Origin of the sequence: Streptomyces sp. NPDC050548 (genome assembly GCF_044457385.1) — a bacterium.
Taxonomy (GTDB): Bacteria; Actinomycetota; Actinomycetes; order Streptomycetales; family Streptomycetaceae; genus Streptomyces.
Genome location: NZ_JBITGV010000031.1, coordinates 65,791 through 89,920 on the forward strand (window position 1 = coordinate 65,791; position 24,130 = coordinate 89,920).

Here is a 24,130-nt window from a genome sequence, read left to right on the forward strand (position 1 = left end):
GAAGTCCCGGGCTTCATCGAGGACTTGGCCCTCTCCGAGGTGCTCCCGAACGACAGGAAGGCTTTCCTCCCATGACCTCCTCGCACGGCCGGGGCCTGCATCTGGCCGCCGCCGTCGACCAGCTGTCGGCTTATGACGCCGGCTCCTACGTCGAGTTGGCGCGGCTCGCCGAGAGCGGCGGACTCGACTTCGTGACGCTCGACGACACCTTCGCGCGCCCCGGCCCCGACGCCCTCGCCGTGCTGTCCCGGGTCGCCCCGGCGACCGGCCGGATCGGCCTCGTGCCCACCGTGACCACCACCCACACCGAGCCCTTCCACGTCCAGGCGGCGGTCGCGACCCTCGACTGGGTCAGCCGGGGCCGGGCCGGCTGGCGTATCGACGTGTCGACCACCGAGGGCGAGGCCCGGCTCTTCGGCCGCCGCCATGCCGCGCCCGCCGACGAGCTGTGGCAGGAGGCGGGCGAAGTCGCCGAGGTGGCCGCCGAGTTGTGGGACAGCTGGGAGGACGACGCCGAGATCCGGGACGCCACGACCGGCCGCTTCGTCGACCGCGACAAGCTGCATTACGTCGACTTCCAGGGCTCCGCGTTCTCCGTCAGGGGCCCCTCGATCGTGCCCAGGCCCCCGCAGCCACCCGGTCCGCGTGGTCGACGCCACCGAGGGCCAGGCCCGTCGGACGGCCGCCCGGTACGCCGACGTGGCCCTCGTCCGCGCGGCGAGCTCCGCGCAGGCCGGCGCCGTACGGGCCGAACTGCGCGCGTCCGCCGAGAAGTTCGGCCGCGACCCCGACACCCTGCGGGTCCTGGTGAGCCTGGTCGTCGACCTCGGCGACGGCGAGCACGCGGCCGAGCCGGGCCACGGCGGGGGCGGCCCCCGGCAGACCGCGCACGGCCCGCTGTACCGGGGCGGCCCCGTCGACCTCGCCGAACTGATCGCGGCCTGGCACGGCGACCGCAGCGTCGACGGCTTCCACCTCACGCCCGTCGAACCCCGCCGCGACCTGGAACGGCTGGTCAACGGCACGGTCGCGCTGCTCCAACACCGGGGCCTGTTCCGCACGTTCTACCCGGGCAGCACGCTCCGGGAGCACCTGGGCCTGGCCCGGCCCGCCAACCAGTACGCCGTGACCGGGGGAGCGTCATGACCGTACGTTCGCGTAACTCTCGTAAAGAGATCCATCTGGCGGCGCACTTCCCCGGCGTCAACAGCACCACCGTGTGGGCCGATCCGCGGTCGAAGTCCCAGATCGCCTTCTCCTCCTTCGAACACCTCGCCCGCACCGCCGAGCGCGGACTCTTCGACTTCTTCTTCCTCGCCGAGGGGCTGCGGCTGCGTGAACACAAGGGCCGTATCCACGACTTGGACGTGGTGGGCCGGCCGGAGTCCCTCACCGTCCTGAACGCGCTCGCCGCCGTCACCGAGCGGATCGGTCTTGCCGCCACGGTCAACGCGACCTTCAACGAGCCCTACGAACTCGCCCGCAGACTCGCCACGTTGGACCACCTCAGCGGCGGCCGGGCCGCCTGGAACGTCGTGACCTCCTCGGACGCCTTCACCGGCGAGAACTTCCGGCGCGGGGGATATCTGGACCGCGCGGACCGCTATACGCGGGCGGCCGAATTCGTCGCCGTGGCACGGGAGTTGTGGGACTCCTGGACCCCGGACGGGCTCTCCCGCCCCTTCGCCCACCAAGGCCAACACTTCGACATCGCGGGCGAGTTCACCGTGCCGCGCTCACCCCAGGGGCACCCCGTCGTCATCCAGGCCGGGGACTCGGGGGAGGGGAGGGAGTTCGCCGCCCGGTCGGCCGACGTGATCTTCACCAGGCACGGCACGCTGGAGGACGGCCGCGACTTCTACGCCGACGTGAAGGCACGCCTCGCCAAGTACGGCCATAGCGCCGACGATCTCAAGATCATGCCCGGGGTCACCGTCGTCCTCGGCGACACGGCGGCCGAGGCGCAGGAGCGGGCCGCCGAGATCCGGCGGCAGCAGGTCTCTCCGCAGAACGCGATCCTCGCCGTGGAACAGGTCTGGGGCACGGATCTCTCCTCCTACGACCCCGACGGCCCGTTCCCCGACTTCGACCCGGTGCCGGACCCCTCGCTCACGCAGGGGCGGACCCGGCGCGGCGACAGCGTCGCGACGGCCGAGAAGTGGCGGGCCCTGTCCCGGCAGAAGGGGCTGTCCATCCGGCAGACCGTGATCGAGGCGAGCGGCCGGCAGTCCTTCATCGGCACCCCGGAGGCGGTCGCCGCCGAACTGGAGACCTTCGTACGGCAGGACGCCGCCGACGGTTTCATCCTGGTACCGCATCTCACCCCGGGCGGGCTCGACGAGTTCGTGGACCGGGTGGTGCCGCTGCTCCAGGAACGCGGCGCGTTCCGCACGGAATACCGGGGCGCCACCCTGCGCTCACATCTCGGGCTCGCCGAGCCGGGAGACAAGGGGTGACCGAGATGCCGTCGGACGCGGTCGTCGAGTGGAAGCAGTGGCACGAGCACCGCGTCGAGTCGGTGTCCGCGCCCTACGGCCCGCTCGCCCTGACCGGCACGCACTGGCTGGAGGACCATCCGGACGGGCGCCTTCCGGGCATCCCCGGGGTGTGGCTCCTCGACGGCGACGCGGTCGTCCTCGGCGTACCGGGGGACGAGCGGACCGGACTGACCCTCGACGGGAAACCCTTCACCGGCACGGTCCGTCTCGGCGCCGACACCGGCCCGGTGGCCGCGGCCCGCGTCGGCCTCGGTGAGCGCAGGCTGGTCGTCCTGATCCGCGAGGGCGGTTGGGGTGTGCGCGACTACGACCCCGACTCGGTGGCGCGCCGTGCGTTCCGGGGCATCGAGGCCACGCCCCACGATCCGCGCTTCTCGGTGCCGGGGCGCTTCACGCCGTACGGCACCCGGCGCCTCGTGCGCGTGGACGCCGCCGACGGTGTCCGGCGCGGGCTCGGGCTCTCGGGTGAACTCGCCTTCCGGCTCGACGAGTTGGAGGTGACGCTCCAGGTGACGGTGCAGGACGACGGCAGGTTGTGGGCGGTGTTCGCCGACTCCACGAGCGGGCACGGCAGTTACCGGTTCCGGTTCCTGTATCCCGACGCGCCCGATGCGGAGGGGCGCACGACGGTCGACCTCAACCGGGCGGTGCTCCCGCCGTGCGCGTTCGCCGACCATTTCATCTGCCCTTTCCCGCCGCCGGGGAATACGCTGGGCGTCGCGATCGAGGCGGGGGAGCGCACCCTTCGGTAGACGGGGCATCGGCCCTGGTGGGCCGGGATGTGGCTGTCGGCGGCGGGGTGATCAACTCGCGTAGATCGTGGGCCAGTTGAAGGCTGTACGGCCGAAAGGCGCCCTTGCGCCCGTCAGTCACGCAGCCGAATACTCCCCCACAGCGCTTGTCAGGGACACGGCTTGTTCGAAAACCGGACGACCGCCCCCGACTGCGCCTCACGGGCCCCGACCCCACGCGGGCCCCCGAATTCCCCTAGGAGGGAACGAAACGTGAGGATCAAGCGCACCACCCCCCGCAGCGGAATCGCGAGACGGACCGGGCTGATCGCCGTGGCCACCGGATTCGTCGCCGCTGCAGCGTTCGCCGTCCCCACCGCGAACGCGAGCGAAGCCCAGACGTTCAGCGCGCCCCAGCTCTCCGCGGCCAACTCGTCCGTGCTCAAGGCCGATGTCCCGGGCACCGCCTGGGCGGTCGACGCCAAGACGAACCGTGTCGTCGTCACCGTCGACAGCACGGTCTCCCAGGCCGAGATCGCGAAGATCAAGTCGCAGGCGGGCAGCACCGCGGGCGCGCTCACCATCAAGCACACGGCCGGCCAGTTCAAGCGGCTGCTCACCGGTGGTGACGCCATCTACGGCGGCGCCTACCGCTGCTCGGCCGGCTTCAACGTGCACAGCGGGAGCACGTACTACTTCCTGACCGCCGGGCACTGCGGTGAGGTCGCCTCCACCTGGTACTCCAACTCCGGGCACACCACGGTGCTGGGCACGAACGTCGGCTACAGCTTCCCGACCAACGACTTCGCGCTGGTCAAGTACACCAACACGGCGATCGCCCATCCGAGCGCGGTCGGCACGCAGACCATCTCCAGCGCGGCCACCCCGGCCGTGGGCACCACCGTCTACCGGCGCGGCTCCACCACCGGCACGCACAGCGGCCGGGTCACCGCCCTGAACGCCACCGTCAACTACGGCAGTGGCGACATCGTGTACCAGATGATCCAGACCACCGTCTGCGCCGAGGGCGGCGACAGCGGCGGTCCGCTCTACGGCGGCACCGTGGCCTACGGTCTGACCTCGGGCGGCAGCGGCGACTGCACCTCCGGCGGCACGACCTTCTTCCAGCCGGTCACCGAGGCACTGAGCTACTACGGCGTGAGCGTCGGCTGACGTCCACCCGCAGCACCTCCGCTCCGGACTGCAGCCGGTAGCGGGTGAGCCCCCGTACGCAACTGGCGTGCGGGGGCTCGCTCTTGTGCGGAGCGCGGAGTTACCTTCGTGGTATCGGAGAGCAGGCACCTGATGCGCCCACGTCGGACCCTGGGGGGCCGTGATGGTCGAGGAGCTGGTGACGGCGGGAGTGACACTCGCGTCCGTCGGAGTGGTGTACACGATGGCGGCGGCGCGGGTCGTCAAACAGTACGAGCGGGGCGTGGTGTTCCGGCTCGGCAGGCTCAGGCCCGAAGTGCGCGGGGCCGGCTTCACGATGGTCGTCCCGTTCGTGGACAAGCTCCGCAAGGTCAACCTGCAGATCGTGACGATGCCGGTGCCCGCGCAGGAGGGCATCACGCGTGACAACGTGACGGTCCGGGTGGACGCGGTCGTCTACTTCAAGGTCGTCGACGCGGCGGACGCGTTGGTGCAGGTCGAGGACTACCGGTTCGCCGTCTCGCAGATGGCGCAGACCTCGCTGCGCTCGATCATCGGCAAGAGCGACCTCGACGACCTCCTCTCCAACCGCGAAAAGCTCAACCAGGGACTGGAGTTGATGATCGACAGCCCCTCCATCGGCTGGGGCGTGCAGATCGACCGCGTCGAGATCAAGGACGTCTCCCTGCCCGAGACGATGAAGCGCTCGATGGCCCGCCAGGCCGAGGCCGACCGTGAGCGCAGGGCCCGGATCATCAACGCCGACGCCGAGTTGCAGGCCTCCAAGAAACTCGCCGAGGCCGCCGAGCAGATGTCGGAGCAGCCCGCAGCCCTCCAACTCCGGCTCCTGCAAACGGTGGTTGCGGTAGCGGCCGAGAAGAACTCGACGCTCGTCCTCCCCTTCCCGGTGGAACTGCTGCGCTTCCTGGAACGAGCCGCCCCGGCCGCGCCCGCGGCACCCGTGGCACCGGTTGCCCCTGTGGCACCGCAACCGGTGCAGGAGCAACTCCCGCCCGCCGAGCCCCACTCGGATCCGGAACCCGAGGGATCGATTTCCGGACAGGACTAGTCCTCACCGGCTGATGGCCGCCGCTCGCACGCGGTGTTTGCAGTGCGAACGGCCTGGGGTGACAGTGAACAGTCAAAGCGATGAGGGCGTACGGCCGTGCCCCGCGCGCGACCTGAAGTCGACCTTGTGCGCCCCCTGTGAGGTTGGGAAGAGTAGGTGCCCGTCAACCTTCCTTTCGGTCCAGCAGGCCCTCTGACCTGCCGGACCGACCCCCCACAGGAGGACACGAGTTGAAGCACCGACGCATAACCAGGCGACGGGCGGTCGTGGCGGGCGCGGGCGCAGCCGCGCTGGTCGTCGCGGGAGTCACCTTGCAGAGTGCGAACGCCAGCGAGGCAGCGAAGCCGGCCGTACTCCGCACCCTCTCGGCCCCGGCGGCCGGAAAACTCGCCTCGACGCTCGGCGAGGACCTCGGCACCGACGCGGCCGGCACGTTCTACGACGCGAAGACCAAGAGCCTCGTGGTCAACGTGCTCGACCGGGCAGCCGCCGGCACCGTCGAGGCGGCCGGCGCCAAGGCGAGAATCGTCGAGCACTCCCTCGCCGAACTGGCCGGCGCCCGTACGACCTTGAAGCAGGACGCCACCATCCCCGGCACCTCATGGGCGACGGACCCCACCACCAACAAGGTCGTCGTCACCGCCGATCGCACGGTCTCCGGCGCGGAGTGGGCCAGACTCACCAAGGTTGTCGACGGACTTGGCAGCAAGGCCGAACTCCGGCGCACCGCAGGGGAGTTCAAGCCCTTCATCGCGGGCGGCGACGCCATCACCGGCTCAGGCGGCCGCTGTTCGCTCGGCTTCAACGTGGTCAAGGGCGGCGCGCCCTACTTCATCACCGCCGGGCACTGCACCGAGGCCATCTCCACCTGGACCGACTCCAGCGGCAACGAGATCGGCACGAACGAGCAGTCAAGCTTCCCGGGTAACGACTTCGGCCTGGTCAAGTACACCTCGGACGTCGCCCACCCGAGCGCGGTCGACCTCTACAACGGCTCCTCGCAGGCCATCACCCACGCCGCCGACGCCACCGTCGGCGAGAAGGTGACCCGCAGCGGTTCCACGACCCAGGTGCACACCGGCACGGTCACCGGCCTGGACGCCACCGTGAACTACGGCAACGGCGACATCGTCAACGGCCTGATCCAGACCGACGTCTGCGCCGAGCCCGGCGACAGCGGCGGCTCGCTCTTCGACGGCGACGCGGCGATCGGCCTCACCTCGGGCGGCAGCGGCGACTGCACCTCGGGCGGCGAGACCTTCTTCCAGCCGGTCACCGAGGCGCTGTCGACGTTCGGCGCACAGATCGGCTGACCTGCCCGTACGACGCTGTGAAGTCCCGTCCCCGCGCGCGAGGGGGCGGGGGCTCACGGCGTCAACGGGTGTGAGGCGAGCGCCCACGCGGACAGCACCAGCAGGATCGCCGGGCCGATGCCCACGGACCTCGACAACCCCCAACAGGTGCCGCTCGACGACGTCTTCGCCTTTAAACTCGTCCAGGAGACGCGCTGGGGAGCGATGACACCAACTTTTCCACCGCTTTGTCGAGCACGGCCGCCCCGGCTGCCCACCGGTTCCTGCGTTCGGCACCCTCGACCTGCGCTGCCTTGAGATCGGACCGGAGCTCGGCCACTGCGCGCGCGATGCTTTCACCACCAGGTCCACCACCGTAGGCGGAGGCCCGCACGACAGCCGTCGGTTCCAGCCAGTCATCCGCCTGGCCCACGGCCGCCGCGGAGTGGTGTGGCGCCAGGCGGGCGATCTCCGGAACGTCGCGGGCGGCCTCCGCGAGGGAGCGCGACGTATCGAGGGCGTGCAGCACCGTCTTGCCCACCAAATGGTGCGCGCTGCGGAACGGCATCCCCGCGGCGACCAGCCGCTCGGCCAGGTATGTGGCCGGAGTGAACCCGTCGACGGCCCGCCGCAGCATGCGCTCGGCATCTGGCGTGGCGCCCCGCACGACGAGGCGCAGCAGCGTCACAGCGTCCGTCGTGTTCTCCAGACCGGGCCATGTGTGCCGCAGAGCCTCGGTGCCCACAGCGATGGCGTTGGTGTACGTCGCCGTGGCCATCGCGGAGGCGGCAGCCGTGAACGCGCCGAAGCTTGCCGTTGCCCGCCCCTGGATGTGCTCCAGGAGGAACGGGTTCCGCTTTTGCGGCATCATGGAGCTGGAGCCCACGAGGTCGTCGGCGAGGTGCACGAGGGCAGCCTCCTCCGACGTCCAGGCCGTGAAGTCCCGCGCGGTGCGAGCGACCGAGACGCCCAGACCACTGGCCGCCCCCAGCAGCCTGAGTGCGAAATCCCGGGAGGCCACCGCATCCACCGAGTTGGGTGCCGGTGCCGTGAACCCGAGGAGGACGGTTGTGCGCTCCGGGTCGATGGCCACGGACGTACCGCCGACCGCGCCGGCGCCCAGCGGGTTGACATCGAGTTCCCGTCCGGCGTACAGCAGGTCCGCCAGCGCACGGATCACGGAACAGCCCACTCCGACCAGGTAGTGGCCGTATGTGATCGGGACCGCGGGCTGCCCGTGGGTGTACGCGGGCATGACGACGGACCGGTGCTCCTCGGCCTGGTCCAGGAGGGCGGTGGCGAGGGCCGCCGTAGCCTCCACGAGGCGCAGGAAGTGCTGCCGTCCCCGCAGCCGGGCCGTCGTCGCGTTGAGGTCATTGCGGGACCGGCCGGTGTGCATCACGCCGCCGATCTCCTCGCCGAGCCGCTCCGTCAGGGTGCCCTCGTAGGCGAGATAGACGCCCCGGGGCATGGATCTGGCCCGTACCGGCGCGAAGTCCGAGCGGCGCAGATCGTCGATCGCGTGCAGCAGCGCGGCTGCGTGCGCGGGGTTCAGGACGCCGCGCTCGGCGAGCATCACCAGATGGGCGCGGTCGACCTCGCTGATGAGGCGGAGTTCCTCACCGAGCCCGTCCGCCGTGCGGTCGGCCGGCAGATACTGGTCGTAGACGATCGCATGCGCCTCGTCGTTCAGCCCGGTTCTCAGCCTGCCGGTGTTCACGCCGGGGTCGGCCGCGGCAGCTGCCGTATCTGTGGTGCGCTGGGTGTTCATGCGGGCGACTCCTCGGTCGTCGGGCGCAGTGCGCCCGCCAGTTCGCGCAGCGCGCTCTCGGCGGCCGGGCCGGAGAGCGCCGCGTCGTCGGCCGTGGCGATGACGTGTCCGAGCCGGCCCCGGAAGTCGCGGGCGGGTTCCACGGGCCGGCCAGGAGCCCGGTAGAGCACGGCCGTCTCCGTGTGCGGCACGGCACGGGCCGCGGCAAGCGCCCGCTCGGTCCCGATACGGTCGTCGAGGAATCCCGGGCGGTCCGCGGTGAGGAAACGGATGGCCGCAGTCCGTGGGACTGCCTGCGGTGTCATGGCCGGGTCCGCACCGACGGCCGCACAGACCTGGCCGTCCACCAGGTCGATGCCGAGGACGTGCCGGACCAGCTCCGGGATCATGCCGCCGGCCAGCCGGGGATTGACCTCGACGACGTGGACGTCGCCGCGTTCCATGCGCAGTTCGACATGTGCGGCGCCCCAGCCGAGTCCCAGTGCCTTCACCGCGCGCACGGCCTGCTCACGCAGAGTGGCCGCGTCGGCCTCCGGCAGCGCGGCCGGAACGTCGTGGCCCAGCTCGACGAAGTCCGGCAGCGGGCCCAGCCGTTTCGCGACGACGATCACCGCCGTGTGTCCGAACACCTCCACCGAGTATTCGTCGCCGCGCAGGTACTCCTCGACGAGTAGGTACCGCGGCACCGCGACGCCCCGCTCGTTCGCCGCCGCGGCCGTCAGCCCGGAGGCGTGGGCGGCGACCTCGTCCCCGTCCGCACACAGCCGCACCCCGAGACTCCCGGAACCCTGGACCGGTTTCAGCACGACGGGATAGCCGATCCGGTCGGCGGCGGCCCGCGCCTCGCCCGCACTGCCGACACGCTCGTGTGCGGGGACGGCCACGCCCCCTTCACTCAGGAGGCGCCGCTGTTGTGCCTTGTCGCGGCAGTCGCGCACCGCGTCGACATCCGGGCCGGGCAGGTCGAGGGCGCGCGCCGTCGCGGCAGCCGCGGCCACGTAGTACTCCGAACTGGAGGTGATCCCCGCTATCGGCCCGTCCGCCCGCAGTCGCCGCGCGGCGGCGAGGACCGCGTGTTCGTCCGCGGTGTCGACGACGATGGCGCGCACGTCGTCCTCGGCCACGTACGGGTAGCGCCCGGGATCCGCGCACAGCATGACGGGCCGGATCCCCCGGCTCCTGGCCCGCCGGGCGAACTGCCGTCCCGTTCCCGTCGTGTTGCTCTCGACCAGTAGCAGCATGGGCTGAGTCACGCGATGCTCCCCTGCGTCTCCAGGCCGGTGAAGGCGCCCACATCTTCGTACGTACGGCGGTTCCACAGGAACCTGGACCAGCTCCCGCCGTCCTCGCCGGGCCGCTCCACGAGCCGCGGCCCCGCGGTGGCCGGCGCGGACCGGACATCCTGTTCACGCAGCCAGACGTCGTTGTAGACGGTGGACTGATAGCGGTACCCCTCGTCGGGGAGCACCATCAGCACCTTGTCGTCCGGATTCAGCTGCGCCCACCACGAGGCAACCAGGAAGGAGGCGCCGCTGGTTGGACCCATGAAGAGGCCGTGACGCCGGTAGAGCTCATGGGTGGCGTGGAAGACATCGCCGGGCACCACCCAGTGGACTTCGTCGTACGCCGCGTGCACGACGTTCCCCGGAACGATGCTGCTGCCCAGGCCTCTGAGCAGTCGTGGCCCCTCCGGCGCCTTGAAGATGACGGATCCGTGTGTGTCGACGCCGATCAGGCGCAGCCCGGGGGTGTCCGAGCGCAGCGTCGAGGCGATGCCGCACGTGGACCCCCCCGAACCGACTGGTCCGATCATGCAGTCGACCGACCCCAGGGTCCGGGACACCAGTTGGCCCACCGAGGCGTACGCGGCAGGGTTGTCGGGATTGGTGTACTGCTGCGGGACGAAGCTGCCGGGTTTCGCCCGGCGTAACTCCTCCACCCTTGCCAGCCGCGCCCCTTGGATGCCGCCGGGCTGTCCGCGGTCCTCGACGAGTTCAACCTCGGCGCCGAGCATCTCCAGGCGGTTGCGCAGGTCGTCGTCGATGGACCGGTCACCGACGATGGTGAGCGGAAACCCCCGCTGCTGGCAGACCAGCGCGAGGCCCAGGGCGAAGGTGCCGGAGGACGTCTCGATGACCGGCGTGTCAGGGGTCAGGTCTCCGGCGGCCATGGCCCTGTCGATGATGTAGCGGGCGGGGAGGAGCTTCATCAGGGTGAACGCGGCGGCGTAGAGGTTCCCGCCGACATGGATGATCTTCGGCAGTTCCACCGCCTCGATCACCGAGGGATAAGCGCTTGACTGATGGGTTGACATGATCCCATTCATCCATTCGTCGTGAACTTCCATGACTCGACGATGCCGATGTCACGCAGCGATGCCTCGGCATGTGCGGAGCGGACGTCGAGTGAGGGGTGGTCGCGGTCGAAGAGCAGTCCCGCGATGTCCCCGCTGTGCGAGATCTGGAGACCCAACGCCCGTACCTCCTCGGCGATTTCGAGGATCCGGTCGAGCTGTGGGATGGGGAGATGGCGCTGGTTGAGCAGGGTGCTGGCGGTGGCCACGTGCCCCAGCTGCTCCACGTCCTTGGCGAGTACGGCCTCGCGGAGCAGGGCGCGCAGTTCGGCGAACCGCAGCACCTCGTCATTGGTGTAGCGGGCGGGAGGCAGGGACAGGGTCTCGACTCCGCGGCCCCCTTGACTCGGCCGCGACCCGAAGCCCAGGACGTGCAGTGCCGGAAGGGGGTGGCCGAAGTTCTCGATGACGTCGCCGTCCCGATGGGCGAAGAGTACGGCTGTCGAGTCGAACATCAGTGAGTCGGACGCGATCTCGGCGCGCACTGCCAGCCGGGCCTTGGCCGCGGGGGACAGGCGCAGCGCGTACCTGTCCTGAACGGCGCCGATCGCTGCCAGTACGTCACTCGTGGAGGATCCGAATCCGCGCCCGAGCGGTACATCGCTCGATATGCGCAGGTGGCCGCCGACGGGTAAGCCGTAGGCGGCCAGGGTCAGTCGGGCCGCTGTGCGCGCCTTGTTCCGCCAGGCGGGGAAAACGGCGACGTCGGCCCGGCCGTTCGAGGTGAACCGTGCGTGCACGGAATGGAGTGGGCAGGGAAGGGTCACGAGACCGCGGCGGAGTGTGCCTCTGTCGGGGAACAAGCCTTGGAGCAATTCGCCGTGGTGTATCGGGGCCGACGCCTCACCCACCCGCCCTTCGCTCTGATGCACCTGTTCCCCGACTCTCTCCGGCACTTTGACGGTTGTCGCATCCCTGCTCGAATCCGTCCTCCCTGGTGGAGGGGCGCAAGCAGGTGGAGCACGCAGGGGGAACGAGTGCCGGAAGACGGCGATGTTTGTGGTGGGGGATGGCCCTGTCCCCTCGTGTGCCCCCGTGGCCCATGGCACCATAACCCCTTGATTTGACCTTCGGTCGAGGCATTTTGCAAGTGATCACAGACACAGTCCGGGCGGGAACCGTCCACGGGCGGCCTGCCCGGGCACTCGGCTGCGAGACGCCCAACAGCCGTTCCGGGCAACGAAGTTGACGCGATCTCGTGGCTCTCATGAGGGACGTCTGTACGATCCAGAAGATCCTGCGGGGGAGCGGGCCGGGACGTTTTCAAGCGGGAGGCCGCCGTGCACTGCGGCACATGCGCCGCCCCCTCCCTCCCACACGTCGGCCGGTTGCGGACCGCCTCGATTCCTTCGGCGGTTTTCCGCCGTGTGTGTGGGTTCCAGGTCCGGTTCAGGAAGGAACGGAATTGAAGGTTTTGGTGTATGTCGCGGACGGAAGCCGCGGCGACATTCAGCCATACCTGGCACTGGCGTACGGGCTCAAGCGGGCGGGGCACACCGCCGTGTTGGCCGGACCGCGCCTGTACGGGCCCTTGGCTGAGACGTACGGGGTGCCGTTTGCCCCGCTCAACGACGAACTGGTCCGACTCCAGTCCCGCCCGGACATCAGGAAGCTGTACCTGCACAACGACGCCCCCGAGGCGCAGCGCCAGCTCCAAGAGGCCACGATCGCGCTCTTTCCCCGGGTCTTTCCGCTGATGCTGAGGGAAATATGGGACGTGGCGGCCGACGGGGCCGACGTCATCGTCTACTCGCCGTCCTCCCGGTACGTGGTCCCCCAGATCGCCGAGCGGCTCGGCGTGCCACACGTCCTGGCCTCCCTCTATCCGCACTATGTCGTCTCCCGCGAGTACTCGCCCGGCCCGGGGCTGCGGCCCACCAAGACCAACCTTGAGGATCACGCCAGGGCCAACGGGCCCCTCACACCGCCGATCTCCGACTGGGTGTCGGCGTGGCGCTCGGACGTGCTCGGGCTCCCGCCCCGGGACGGCTCCACCGACTTCAGGACCGATGCCCACGGCAATCCGACACCCGTGCTCCACGGCTTCAGCCCGCACGTTCTCAAGCCGGCCTCCGACTGGCCCGACTGGGTGCACACCACCGGTTTCTGGGCGCTGCCACACCACCCCGGCTGGCAGCCCCCGGCCGAGTTGGTGGAGTTCCTGGGCGACGGTGCGACGCCGATCTCGGTGGGCTTCGGCAGCATGTTCGTCGGCGATCCCGAGGAGACCGGTGAGCTGGTCGTCGAGGCGGTTCGCAAGGCCGGGGTGCGTGCGGTCGTGGTGGAGGGCTGGGGAGGTGTGCGGATCAGCGATCCGCCGGCGAACATCATGGTGGTCGAGGACGTCCCCTACGACTGGCTCTTCCCGCGGGTGCGCGCCGCCGTGCACGCCGGAGGCGTGGGAACGTACAACGCCGCACTGACGGCCGGCATCCCCCAGATAGCCTGCCCGTTCCACAACGAGCAGCAGATGTGGGCGGATCACGTTCACGGGCTCGGAGTGTCGACGGCGCCGGTGAAATTCCGGGAGTTGACGGGCGAGGCCCTGGCGTCCGCCATCGTCACGACGTCGACCGACGGGCGCATCACGCGGAACGCCGAGCGGCTCGCTGAGCAGTTGAGCACGGAGAACGCCGTCGAAGATGCCGTGCGCGGGCTGGAGCGCATCCACGAAGCCGGCCAGACGAAGGCGTTCTGACGGCAGGCACGCGTCGGGACCGGGCGCCGAGCGTCATCGGTGCGTCGGGTGGCTGGTGGTTGTGAGGGAAACTTCGTTGCCCTTGCCGCCCAACTCGCCTAGGATCTTGACGGTTTCACATCTGCAACACAAAATGTGCTAACTCACACGGGGGTGAATAGCATGGCTCGACGCTGTCCAAGTGTCGGTGCGCCGCTCTTCGCGGCGTTAGGGGAGAGCTCCTCCGGAGCGACCCCGGAAGCTTCTTGTGAACTCGGGGATCTGCCAGACAAATCCGGTGCTGGGCATGCCTGTTGACCGCCTCACTCCCGGAGCGGAGTGGATTCGGCGTGTCGGGCGATGTCATGAAACGCGCTTACGCCTCGTGTGTCTGCCGCATGCCGGTGGTGCCGCCAGTTTCTACAACTCCTGGGCTCGGTGGCTGCCCCCCGGAGTCGAGCTGTTGACCGTTCAGTATCCCGGTCGGCAGGACCGCATCACTGAGCCACCTATATCCAGGATGGACGAGCTCGCGGTCCAAGTAACCCAAGCCCTCCAGCCGTACCTCGCTCGCGATCCCCCTCTTGTGCTGTTCGGTCACAGCATGGGTGCCTGGGTCGCATTCGAGGTGGTGCGGCGCCTGGAAATCTCCTTTGCCCACCGGCCGCTCGGGCTCATTGTCTCCGGCCAGGTGGCGCCCCACCTGCCGTCTGAGCGGGAATGGCCGGACGGTAGTGACGAAGGGCTGATCGCCGAACTGAGCAGGATCGATGGTGCGGACACTGCCCCGGTACTGCAGCCAGAACTACGCGAATTGGTCATGCCCGCCATTCGTTCGGATTTCAGCCTCTTGCGGGAGTACTCTCCGCAGCCGCTTCGCAGGATCTCTACGCCCGTTACCGCCTTTGCCGGCATTGACGACGCCGATGTTCCGTGGAATAAGGTGGCCGCATGGGAGGACGCCACGACAGGGTCCTATGTGTCACACAAATTCCCCGGTGGCCATTTCTATCTCGTGGAGCATGAAGAGGAACTCGCACACGAGGTGCACCGCACCATCCGCTGGCTTGCCGGTGAAATTGCGGAACCTTTACCTCTCAGGTCGAACGCGGAGAACTGAGCGATTGAATTGGTCACGAACGGGATGCGGGAGGAATCTTGAACGCGTTGGAGCCCATGGCACATGATGGACTGCTGTACCTGTCGGCCGCCGACGTCGAACGCGCCGTCGGCCGCGAGTACGCCCTCTTCGTCGAGGCGATGGAAGTCGCGCTGCGCGCCCAGGCCGAGGACGACGTGGTGCAGCCGCTCAAGCCCTACCTGCGTCGCCCTGAACGCCCTCATCCGACCGACCGCATCATCGCCATGCCCGCATACGTGGGCGGGGACGTCCGTATCTCCGGCATCAAGTGGATCGGCAGCGCCCACGACAACCACGAAGTCCGCGGGCTCGCCAGAGCATCAGCCGTCATCGTGCTCAACGATGCCGATAGCGCCTACCCCGTTGCGATCATGGACGGCTCCGTCGTGAGCGCGTGGCGGACCGCGGCGGTCTCCGTCCTGGCCTGCCGCCACTTGGCCCCCGAGGGCAGGCGCCTCGCCGTCCTGGGAACCGGACTCCTCGCGCGGACGCACCTCTCCCTCCTCTGCGAGACGTGGGGCAGTCCCGACGCCGTGGACGTCCACGACGTCTCCCCGCAGCAGGCGGAGGCCTTCGCCCGCTGGGCGCAGAACGAGCATCAGCTCCCTGTCACGGTCCACGGCGACGCCGCCACATGCATGCGCGGAGCCGATGTCGTCCTCGTGGTCACCACCGCGCCCGGGCCGTGGATCCCCGCCGCATGGGTCCCGCGCGGCTCACTGTTCCTGAACGTCTCGCTCGCCGACCCGATGCCGGATGTGGTCCTCAAGAGCGACAAGATCGTCGTCGACTGCTACGAGCAGGTGATGCGGCCCGGGAAGCTGCTGCACACCATGGCGCAGCAAGGCACCTTCGGGCCCGAGCGCTGCCACGCGGACCTCTCCGACCTCGTCACGGGCTCGCGCCCGGGACGGGAGAAACCCGAGGAGACCATCTTCTTCAACCCCATCGGACAAGCCATCGGAGACATTTCCTGCGCCGCCGCGATCTACAGACGAGCGGTCGAGAGCGGCGTGGGCACTCGTCTCGAAAGGTGACCCCTTTCAATGAAGGAAAGATCAAATGGTGTTCGAAGTGAATGATGCGGCCTCTCCGCAACAGGCTTTCCTCGAATCGTTGGGCATCGTCCGACGAGCCCCCCGTACCTACCCCTTCGACCCGGGCTACGACGTCGGGACGGTGGCGAGCCACATCGGTCAGAGCCATGCGCTGATGGCGGGACTCAAGCTCTCCATGGCGACGTGGCTGCTCATCGAGGACAGCAGCCTGCGGCAGAAGATCCGCGCCGCCCGGGATCACGATCTGCCGGTGACGGTCGGCGGTGGGATGTTCGAGATAGCGGCGGACCGCGGGTACCTGGAGGAGTACTTCGACCTGTGCCGGCGACTGGGCCTGACAGGCATCGAGGCGGGCCAGGGATTCACCCGCACCGATCTCCACCCCGGACGCGTGATGGAGGCGGCGACCTCCCGCGGCCTCACGGTGAGCTATGAGATAGGCGGAAAACACGCCGGATCCTTCGACGAGGTGACGGTGAAGGAGCTTATCGAGGAGGGCGCGCAGTGGCTGAGCGAGGGTGCTACTCATCTGGTCGTCGAAGGGCGGGAAAATGCCGCCGACGTGGGGCTCTTCGATTCCCGGGGCAGGCTGAACGGCCAGCTGGCCGACGCTTTGGCCGACGAGTTCGGGTTACAGCGCCTGATTTTCGAGGCACCCACCAAGCCGAGCCAGTTTGCACTGCTCGATCATTTCAAGGCCGATGTCGCGCTTGGTAACGTGCGGCTGGAAGAAATACTCAGAGTAGAAACCTACCGTCACGGCCTGCATAGCGATTCCTATGAGCGTACGTTCCAGGGCAAATGATTTTGGCCATTTCTGGTCAACGGTAACTTTTTTTGCTGTCACAGGACCGAAGGGAAGGGGCAGCTGTGCCTTCTGCCGAGCGCGAGGCCATGGTTCGTGAAATCATCTGCGGCATTCTCGAAATGGAAGAAGACGAGCTGACCCTCACCGGGCAGTTCCTGGAGGACTACGGCGCAGACTCCATGAATGCCATCGAGATAGTGAGCCGCATAGAGGTCGTATTCGGCATCGAAATAGCTCGGGAGGATCTGAAGCGTATGGTCGACCTGAAGACGGTGCTTGAGCTTCTTGATACCGCTAAGGCCAAATGATGGCAGGCACGGGGGGCAAGACAGATCGCGGAGATCGACGTGTGGTCATCACCGGCATGGGTGTACTTTCCAGCATTGGCAACGGTGTCGAGCAGTTCGCCGGAGCACTGCGGGCGGGCCTGGTCGGCACAACGCGGATAACACGATTCGACACTGAAGGGTTTCCGTACCGGCGCGGTCACCAGGTGGCTGGGGTCACGCCGGAGGACTGGATTCTCCACCTTCCCATTGAGGAAGTCGGGCCGGCGGCCCGACTTGCCATCGCGGCGGCCCGCATGGCCCTGTCCGATGCCGATCTGAGCTTTGCGGAGTTGCAGGAGCAACGGCGCGGATTCATCGCTGTCGGAACGACGGACGGAGGGAACCCGGACCTGGAGGCAGTGGTCGAGGCAGTCCTCCCCGGAACCCTCGAAGACATGCCCGCGGAGCTGGCCCGCCGGGTGCCCGCTTCCCAGCTCTCCGTGCACGTGGCGCGGGAGCTGAGGCTCGGCAACGTAGAAGCGATGTCCATCGCCACCGCCTGTGCCGCCGGAAACTACGCCATCGGTGCCGGGCTGGACGCCGTGCGGTCCGGAGAGTGCGCATACGCCCTGGTGGGTGGGGCGGACGTACTGTGCCGCAAGAACCTGGCCGGCTTCACCAGACTCAGCCTGATCGCCGAAACGGAGTGCCGCCCGTTCGACGCCGAACGTGACGGCCTGCTGCTCGGCGAGGGCGCGGGCATGCTCGTACTGGAGGACGCCGAATCCGCACGGGCGCGCGGCGCACGCGTCTACGCGGAAGTCATGGGCTACGGACTGAACTGCGACGCCCACCACCCGGTGGCCCCGGAACGGGAGAGCGTGGGGAGGTGTATGCGGCTGGCCCTCGACGACGCCGGGATCAAGACTGAGGACATCGATCTCGTCCTCGCGCACGGCACTGGAACCAAGACCAACGACCTCGTCGAAGCCCAAGCCATGCGCGACGTCTTCGGCGATGCCATGCCGCGCATGTCGGCGATCAAGTCCATGATCGGACACACCATGGGCGCGGCGAGTGCCATCGGAGCGGTGGCCGGCGCCCTCGCCATTCATCACGGCTTCATTCCGCCCACGGCCAATCACCGAGAGACGGACCCGGAATGCGCGGTCGACTGCGTACCCAACCACTCGGTCGAAGCTGACGTCAGGATCGTTCAGAACACCGCCCTGGCGTTCGGCGGCAACAACGCTGTGGTGCTCCTCGGCAGGCACGACGACTAGTGGCGCACACGGAAGCAGACAGCAGGGATGACGCCGAAGCCACCAAAGGAGCAGCCGTGTCAGGGACCGAGACGAACCGGGCGACTGGTCCGGTCATTACCGCCTGGTCCGCCGTGTCGCCGTTCGGTGTGGGACGCGAGGCCTTCGAGCAGGGACTGTCGGCCGGCCATGAGACCGCTGGTCCGCCCGACATCGCCGAATGGGGAGTCGTGGCGGACGCCAGTGCCCGGCTGGTGCCGGACTTCCGCGTCCGGGAGGTGCTGGGGATGACCGGAACCAGAGGTCTCGATCGAGCCGCGGGACTGGTGATCACCGCGATGCGGGAACTGCTGCGGGACGTGCCCGAGATCGTCTCCGACGGAGGGTTCAAGACCGCCGTGGTACTGGGCACAACGGCCGGCAGCGCACAGGGCTACGCCGATGTGACCCGCGCTTCCTTCGAGGGCCGACGCCCTCAGGACGTACCGCCCGTGGCCCTCCCGAACATGGCGATGAACAGGTCGGCCTCCGCCAGTGCCATCTTCCACGGCGTCCGTGGGCCCAACAGCACCATCGCTGCCGGCCGGGTAGCGGGCCTGATAGCCCTGGAATACGGTCGGCGGCTGCTGGTCGAGCACCGTGTGGACACCGTGATGGTCGGCGCCACCGAGGAGTATTCCCAAGCCCGCTCCTGGCTTGAGTACCACCGACGACCCGGCTCCGAGGACCGGGTGGAGTTGGGCGAAGGATCAGCCGTGCTGCTGCTGGAACGATCGGAGGCTGAGGCGCTGGCCGCAGGGCGCAGCGTGCTGGCCGAGGTGCTGTCGGTCACGTCGCGCGTCGACGTGAACGGCGATCCCGCCGAGGCCCTTCAGCGCTGCGTGTCCGCTTCGCTTGAGGCCGCCGGAGTCTCCGCCCAGGACGTGCGGGCCGCCATGTCGAGCAGCTGCGGCGGCACGTCCGAGTCGATGGAGACCCGGCTCCTCACACGGATGTTCGGCGTGGAGGCAGTCGTCCGCCCCGAGATCGGCTCACTGATCGGGGACACGTCCGCCGCCGCCTCCCTCTTCCAGATCCTGGCGCTGCTGAGCACCGCACAGCGCCGCGGCGGCGACCGAGACCACCTCGTGGTCGTCACAGCCGCCGATCCCGACGGAGCGGTGGCCGGCGCGGTCCTGCGCCTGCTGCCGATCGGTCGATAGAGAACCTGGTCCACGGATCCGCTGGATTCGTTCAGGCACCAAGGAATCCGTTCTGCAAGGAAGGAACACACCATGGCCAACCCGTTCGAGGACCCCGAGGGCACCTACGTAGTTCTGGTCAATGACGAGGGGCAGCACTCCCTCTGGCCCTCGTTCGCCGAAGTGCCCGCAGGATGGACCGTCGTCCACGACAAGGACACCCGTCAGGCCTGCCTCGACTACATCAATGAGAACTGGGTGGACATGCGCCCGAAGAGCCTGGTGGAGGCCATGGGCGACACCAACTCCTGAACCGACCTCTTGAACCGACGTCAAGACTGAAAGGCACAGCTGGGTGAGTACGGACAGAGAGCGTGTCATCGCCACCGCGACTGACCCGATCGTTCGCGAATTCCTCCGCATGGCCGACGACAGCATCGTCGCCGTATTGCCGTACGCGCTCTCCGTCGCGGCACGCCTGGCGATCGCGGACGAGTTCTCCGACTCGGCGAAGAACGTGAAAGACCTGGCCAGAGTGTTCAACGTGGCCCCGGGGGCCCTGGAGCGGCTCTTGAGGACCCTTGCCAGCTGCGGCTTCTTCACCGAGGACAGCGAGGGACGGTTCTCTCTCACCCAGCTGGGCCACTTGTTGCGGAGTGACTCTCCCGTCTCGATGCGGGCCACGCTCAGCAACGTGGACTCGTACCGTGCGTGGCTCGGTGCAGCCGACACGATCTCCACCGGTCAGCCGGCCTTCGACAGCGAGTTCGGAGCCGGGTTCTTCGCGCACAAGGACCACGACTCCGCGGTGGGCGCCACGTTCGACGAGCGTATGCGGGAGCGGGCAAACCGTCTCTACGCAGGCCTGGCAGCGCTCCCCGCCTGGGACGGCGTGCGGTGCGTCCTGGACATCGGCGGAGGCAAGGGCACGATCCTCGAAGCGATCCTGACGGCGCATCCGCACATCAGGGGAATCCTCTTCGACCGGCCCAACGTGGTGGAGAGAGCAGAGCTGTCCGGAGAGCTGGTTCCGTTGCGGGACCGCTGCGAGACCGCGGCGGGCGACTTCTTCGGAGCCCTGCCGACCGGGGCGGATGCGCACCTGATGTGCAGCATCCTGCACGACTGGGAGGACGACGAAGCGATCGAGATCCTGCGCAGAAGCCGGGAGGCGCTGCAAGCGGACGGCCGTCTGCTCATCTGCGAAATGATTCTGCCGGAGTCGAACGAACCACATCCGGCGTGGTGGAGCGACCTGGGAATGATGGTCGTCCTCGGCGGCCGGGAACGCACCCTCGGCCAGTACCGCTCCCTGCTGCGACTCGCGGGCCTGCAGATCTCGAACGCCACTCCACTCGCGAACTCGTTCTTCAACGTGATCGAGGCGCACAGGATCCTCGGCTGACCGACCGAACAGCAGGTCGCCGGGCGCGAGACGAAGGTCTGAGAGCGACACCCAGCACACGAGGGTGCCGTCGTGCTGTCCGTTCCAGTTTTGGCTTCGATTTTGAGGTGATGAGGGTGTCCGAAGAGCAGAGCGCTCACTGGGAGTTGTCCACTGCGCAGGCCGGCATTTGGTTCGGCCACCAGCTGGACCCCTCGGGGCATGCCTACAACATCGCCGAGTATGTCGAGTTCCGGGGCGAGATCGACGTTGTCCTGTTCCAGGAGGCCTGCAAGCAGGCCTTCCGCGAATCCGAGGTCCTGCACCTGCGGTTCAGCGAGGGACCGGACGGAGTACGGCAGACCGTCGCTCCCTCCCTCGTGCCGGTTGTCCAGCTCATCGATGTCTCCGCTGAACCCGACCCCGAGACCGCGGCGCGGGACTGGATGCAGGCCGACCTCGTGAAACCCGTGGGCATCCTCACCGATCAGCTCTGGACCTTCGCCCTGTTCGAGATATCCAGCCGACGGCACTTCTGGTACGCCCGGTTCCACCACATCCTCATGGACGGCTACGGCGGCGCACTGTTCCAGCAGCGTATGGGGGAGATCTACACGGCCCTCCGGTCAGGGACCGCCGTCCCGGCCGCGGACGAAGCCGCGAGGAACCTCGGCCCGCTGCGCGAGGAGAACGACAAGTACCTCACCTCCCCGAAGTTCGCCGCCGACCGCGAGTACTGGCTCGACAAGTTCGCGGACCGTCCGCATCCGACGACGCTCGCGTCCCGCGAGCCCAGCATCAACGGCCGCTTCACCCGGGTGACGACACAACTGGACCATGCCGACAGCGTCAGGCTGGGCGACCTCGCCCACACCCGCAGGTCGACCCGCTCGGTGGTGTTCATCGCGGCCGTCTTCGTCTACCTCAGCCGCATGACCGGCGAACAGGACATCGTGCTCGGCCTTCCAGTCATGGGGCGCAAGTCGCCGCATGCCCGGAAAACCCTCACCACGGTCTCGGACGTACTGCCCCTCCGTCTGAAGGTCTCCGGCGAGGACTCCTTCAGCGATCTCCTCGGCCAGGCCACCACCGAGGTCAACCAGGCACTGCGCCACCAACGCTTCCGGTCCGAGAACCTGATCCGCGAGATCCGCGGGGGAAACCAGGCCCAACGGATCTGGAACGTCGTCGCCAACATCATCTCGTTCAACGACGGTATATCCCTGGGTGATCTCCACGGTGTCCCGCACAATCTTTCGAGCGGTCCGGTGCCGGACCTCTGCATCGTCGTCCGCGACCCCGACGAGGGCCGCGGACCGACCATCGACTTCGACGGCAACCGCGACCTCTACGACCCGGAGGAGGTCGCCGGCCACCAGACCCGCTTCCTGCACCTGCTCGACCAGCTCGTCAGAAACCCCGACGCCCCCCTGCGCCAGGCCGACATGGTCGAACCGGACGAGCGCGAGCGGATGCTCGTCCACTGGAACGACACCACCGTCGACTACCCGCACGACGTCGCTGTCCATGAACTCTTCGAGTCCCAAGCGGCGCGGACACCTCACGCCCACGCTGTGACCAGCGGCGACACCGTCCTGACGTACGAGGACCTGAACTCCAGGGCAGACCGACTGGCCCGCCGACTCCTCCGCGCAGGTGTGACCACTGAATCCCGGGTCGCGGTCCTCCAGGAACGCTCCGTGGGCGTGGTCGTCTCGTCCCTCGCGGTCCTCAAGGCCGGAGGCGTGTATGTACCCATCGACCCGAACCAGCCGGCCGCGCGTTCCGAGTTCATCCTGCAGGACACCGCCGCCGTGGTGTTGCTGACGGACAGGGCTCCGCACGACATCGGGTTCGCCGCAGACATACCCGTGATCCGGATCACGGACCAGGGAGAGACGGCATCCGGAGCCGACAGCGGCACGGCCGCGGACAGCAATGTGGGCAGCCCGAGGGCGGCGGCCGGGGTTCACTCCGAGCAACTCGTGTACGTGATGTACACCTCCGGCTCGACCGGCGTACCCAAGGGGGTGGCCAACACCCACCGCAACGTCGTCCACCTGGCCGCCGACAAGTACTGGTGCTCGGGCCGGCACGAGCGCGTGCTCATGCACTCTCCCTACGCCTTCGACGCATCGACCTTCGAGATATGGACGCCACTGCTCACCGGCGGGTGTGTTGTAGTGGCACCGGCAGGGCTGCTGGACGCTGCCGATCTGGCCAAGGTGATCGCCGACCAGGACGTGACCGGTCTGTTCGTCAGTGCCGGCCTGTTCCGCGTCCTCGCGGAAGAACACCCTGCCTGCTTCCAGGGCGTCCGCGAGATCTGGGCCGGCGGCGACGTGGCCTCGGCCACCGCGGTACGAAGTGTCCTGGAGGCCTGCCCGGGCACGGTCGTCGCCAACGAGTACGGGCCCACCGAAACCACCGTCTTCTCCGCCGTCAACCCGCTCCGCGACCCTGGACAGGTACCGGACCACACGGTCCCCATCGGCCGACCTCTCTGGAACACCCAGCTCTACGTCCTCGACGAGGCGCTGCGGCCGGTCGCCCCCGGTGTCGGTGGCGAGCTCTACATCGCCGGTGACGGCCTGGCGCGCGGCTACCTCAACCGCCCCGAACTGACCGCGAGCCGCTTCGTCGCCAACCCCTTCGGCGGACCGGGCGAGCGGATGTACCGCACGGGAGACGTGGTCCGCTGGTTCGCCGACGGCACCATGGACTTCATCGGTCGCGTCGACGACCAGGTGAAAGTACGCGGCTTCCGCATCGAGCCGGGCGAGATCGAGACGATCTTGGCCGGACACGACCAAGTGGCCCAGGCCGCAGTGATCCTCCGCGAGGACACTCCCGGCGACAAGAGGCTGACGGCCTACGTGGTCCCGCCCGCCGGCACGGACCCGGCCGGCGTGCACCAGGGCGTACTGGGTGCGTTCGTGGCGGAGCGGTTGCCGGAGTACATGGTGCCGTCGGCGATCGTGGTGCTGGACGCTCTGCCGTTGACCCTGAACGGGAAGTTGGACCGGAAGGCGCTGCCCGCCCCGGAGTATGCCGCGGGTGTGGGGCGTGGGCCGCGTACGTTGCGGGAGGAGATCCTGTGCGGTCTGTTCGCCGAGGTCCTCGGGATGGAGTCGGTGTCGATCGACGACAGCTTCTTTGAGCTGGGTGGTCATTCGCTGTTGGCGACTCGTCTGGTGAGTCGGGTCCGGTCGGTGCTTGGGGTGGAGGTGAGCATCCGGGCGTTGTTCGAGGCGCCGACGGTGGCGGGTCTTGTCGGGCGGGTTGATGAGGGTGGTGGGGTTCGGGAGCGGTTGGGTGTGCGGGTGCGGCCGGAGGTGCTTCCGGTGTCGTTCGCTCAGCGTCGTTTGTGGTTCCTGGGGCAGTTGGAGGGCGTGTCGTCGACGTACAACATTCCTCTCGCCGTCCGTCTGAGTGGGGCGTTGGATGTGGGGGCGTTGCGGGCGGCGTTGGGGGATGTGGCGGG

General features: G+C 68.4%; 19 protein-coding genes and 1 pseudogene. 16 read left to right on the forward strand and 4 right to left on the reverse strand.

Going from position 1 to position 24,130, the window contains the following annotated elements; translation table 11 throughout:
• Window positions 1-71: 71 nt before the first annotated feature.
• From ACIBJH_RS46575 to ACIBJH_RS46600, 6 genes and pseudogenes are all read left to right on the forward strand, one after another.
• Window positions 72-1,146, forward strand: a pseudogene (locus tag ACIBJH_RS46575) (LLM class flavin-dependent oxidoreductase).
• Window positions 1,143-2,456 (forward strand): NtaA/DmoA family FMN-dependent monooxygenase, encoded by a 1,314-nt coding sequence (locus ACIBJH_RS46580; protein ID WP_399123095.1) that lies wholly within the window; start codon window positions 1,143-1,145, stop codon window positions 2,454-2,456. The pseudogene ACIBJH_RS46575 and the gene ACIBJH_RS46580 overlap by 4 nt, the downstream one beginning before the upstream one ends.
• A gap of 5 nt (window positions 2,457-2,461) precedes the next feature.
• A complete protein-coding gene (locus tag ACIBJH_RS46585) occupies window positions 2,462-3,250 on the forward strand; it encodes a DUF1684 domain-containing protein (protein ID WP_399123120.1) in 789 nt (262 codons plus the stop codon).
• 252 nt (window positions 3,251-3,502) lie between these two features.
• Entirely contained in the window at window positions 3,503-4,402 is a 900-nt protein-coding gene (locus ACIBJH_RS46590) for a S1 family peptidase (protein WP_399123096.1), read from the forward strand.
• Window positions 4,403-4,565: 163 nt separating this feature from the next.
• Window positions 4,566-5,450, forward strand: a complete 885-nt coding sequence (locus tag ACIBJH_RS46595; protein WP_399123121.1) for a slipin family protein — start codon at window positions 4,566-4,568, stop codon at window positions 5,448-5,450.
• Between the two features lie 230 nt (window positions 5,451-5,680).
• On the forward strand, window positions 5,681-6,763 hold the full coding sequence (locus ACIBJH_RS46600; protein WP_399123097.1) for a S1 family peptidase: 1,083 nt from the start codon (window positions 5,681-5,683) through the stop codon (window positions 6,761-6,763).
• A 172-nt stretch (window positions 6,764-6,935) separates the two neighbouring features.
• On the opposite strand, the gene argH is transcribed toward ACIBJH_RS46600, so the two are convergent.
• From argH to ACIBJH_RS46620, 4 genes are read right to left on the reverse strand one after another with little or no spacing between them, the layout of a single operon-like run.
• Complete coding sequence (gene argH, locus ACIBJH_RS46605; protein ID WP_399123098.1) at window positions 6,936-8,513, reverse strand: argininosuccinate lyase; 1,578 nt, start codon at window positions 8,511-8,513, stop codon at window positions 6,936-6,938.
• Complete coding sequence (locus ACIBJH_RS46610; protein ID WP_399123099.1) at window positions 8,510-9,766, reverse strand: ATP-grasp domain-containing protein; 1,257 nt, start codon at window positions 9,764-9,766, stop codon at window positions 8,510-8,512. The genes argH and ACIBJH_RS46610 overlap by 4 nt, the downstream gene beginning before the upstream one ends.
• Window positions 9,763-10,827: a PLP-dependent cysteine synthase family protein gene (locus ACIBJH_RS46615; protein ID WP_399123100.1), complete on the reverse strand. Its 1,065-nt coding sequence runs from the start codon at window positions 10,825-10,827 to the stop codon at window positions 9,763-9,765. The genes ACIBJH_RS46610 and ACIBJH_RS46615 overlap by 4 nt, the downstream gene beginning before the upstream one ends.
• A gap of 8 nt (window positions 10,828-10,835) precedes the next feature.
• On the reverse strand, window positions 10,836-11,606 hold the full coding sequence (locus tag ACIBJH_RS46620; protein ID WP_399123101.1) for a kinase: 771 nt from the start codon (window positions 11,604-11,606) through the stop codon (window positions 10,836-10,838).
• A 665-nt stretch (window positions 11,607-12,271) separates the two neighbouring features.
• On the opposite strand from ACIBJH_RS46620, the gene ACIBJH_RS46625 reads away from it, so the two are divergent.
• The 10 genes from ACIBJH_RS46625 to ACIBJH_RS46670 all read left to right on the forward strand — a co-directional run.
• Window positions 12,272-13,564, forward strand: coding sequence for a glycosyltransferase (locus ACIBJH_RS46625; protein ID WP_399123102.1), 1,293 nt, complete (start codon window positions 12,272-12,274; stop codon window positions 13,562-13,564).
• A gap of 286 nt (window positions 13,565-13,850) precedes the next feature.
• Complete coding sequence (locus ACIBJH_RS46630) at window positions 13,851-14,663, forward strand: thioesterase II family protein (RefSeq protein WP_399123104.1); 813 nt, start codon at window positions 13,851-13,853, stop codon at window positions 14,661-14,663.
• A gap of 56 nt (window positions 14,664-14,719) precedes the next feature.
• Window positions 14,720-15,721, forward strand: a complete 1,002-nt coding sequence (locus ACIBJH_RS46635; protein ID WP_399123105.1) for a hypothetical protein — start codon at window positions 14,720-14,722, stop codon at window positions 15,719-15,721.
• Between the two features lie 25 nt (window positions 15,722-15,746).
• Window positions 15,747-16,547: a phosphosulfolactate synthase gene (locus ACIBJH_RS46640; protein WP_399123106.1), complete on the forward strand. Its 801-nt coding sequence runs from the start codon at window positions 15,747-15,749 to the stop codon at window positions 16,545-16,547.
• A gap of 65 nt (window positions 16,548-16,612) precedes the next feature.
• The gene (locus tag ACIBJH_RS46645; RefSeq protein WP_399123107.1) at window positions 16,613-16,858 is read left to right on the forward strand and encodes an acyl carrier protein; all 246 of its coding nucleotides are present in this window, start codon (window positions 16,613-16,615) and stop codon (window positions 16,856-16,858) included.
• Window positions 16,855-18,102: a beta-ketoacyl-[acyl-carrier-protein] synthase family protein gene (locus ACIBJH_RS46650; protein ID WP_399123108.1), complete on the forward strand. Its 1,248-nt coding sequence runs from the start codon at window positions 16,855-16,857 to the stop codon at window positions 18,100-18,102. Before ACIBJH_RS46645 ends, ACIBJH_RS46650 begins: the two co-directional genes overlap by 4 nt.
• 56 nt (window positions 18,103-18,158) lie before the next feature.
• Window positions 18,159-19,283 (forward strand): beta-ketoacyl synthase N-terminal-like domain-containing protein, encoded by a 1,125-nt coding sequence (locus ACIBJH_RS46655; protein WP_399123109.1) that lies wholly within the window; start codon window positions 18,159-18,161, stop codon window positions 19,281-19,283.
• Window positions 19,284-19,355: 72 nt separating this feature from the next.
• Window positions 19,356-19,574: an MbtH family protein gene (locus ACIBJH_RS46660; protein WP_399123110.1), complete on the forward strand. Its 219-nt coding sequence runs from the start codon at window positions 19,356-19,358 to the stop codon at window positions 19,572-19,574.
• A 109-nt stretch (window positions 19,575-19,683) separates the two neighbouring features.
• Window positions 19,684-20,667, forward strand: a complete 984-nt coding sequence (locus ACIBJH_RS46665; protein ID WP_399123111.1) for a methyltransferase — start codon at window positions 19,684-19,686, stop codon at window positions 20,665-20,667.
• Window positions 20,668-20,783: 116 nt separating this feature from the next.
• Window positions 20,784-24,130, forward strand: a 3,347-nt coding sequence (locus tag ACIBJH_RS46670) for an amino acid adenylation domain-containing protein (protein WP_399123112.1), incomplete at its 3' end; no start/stop codon positions are given.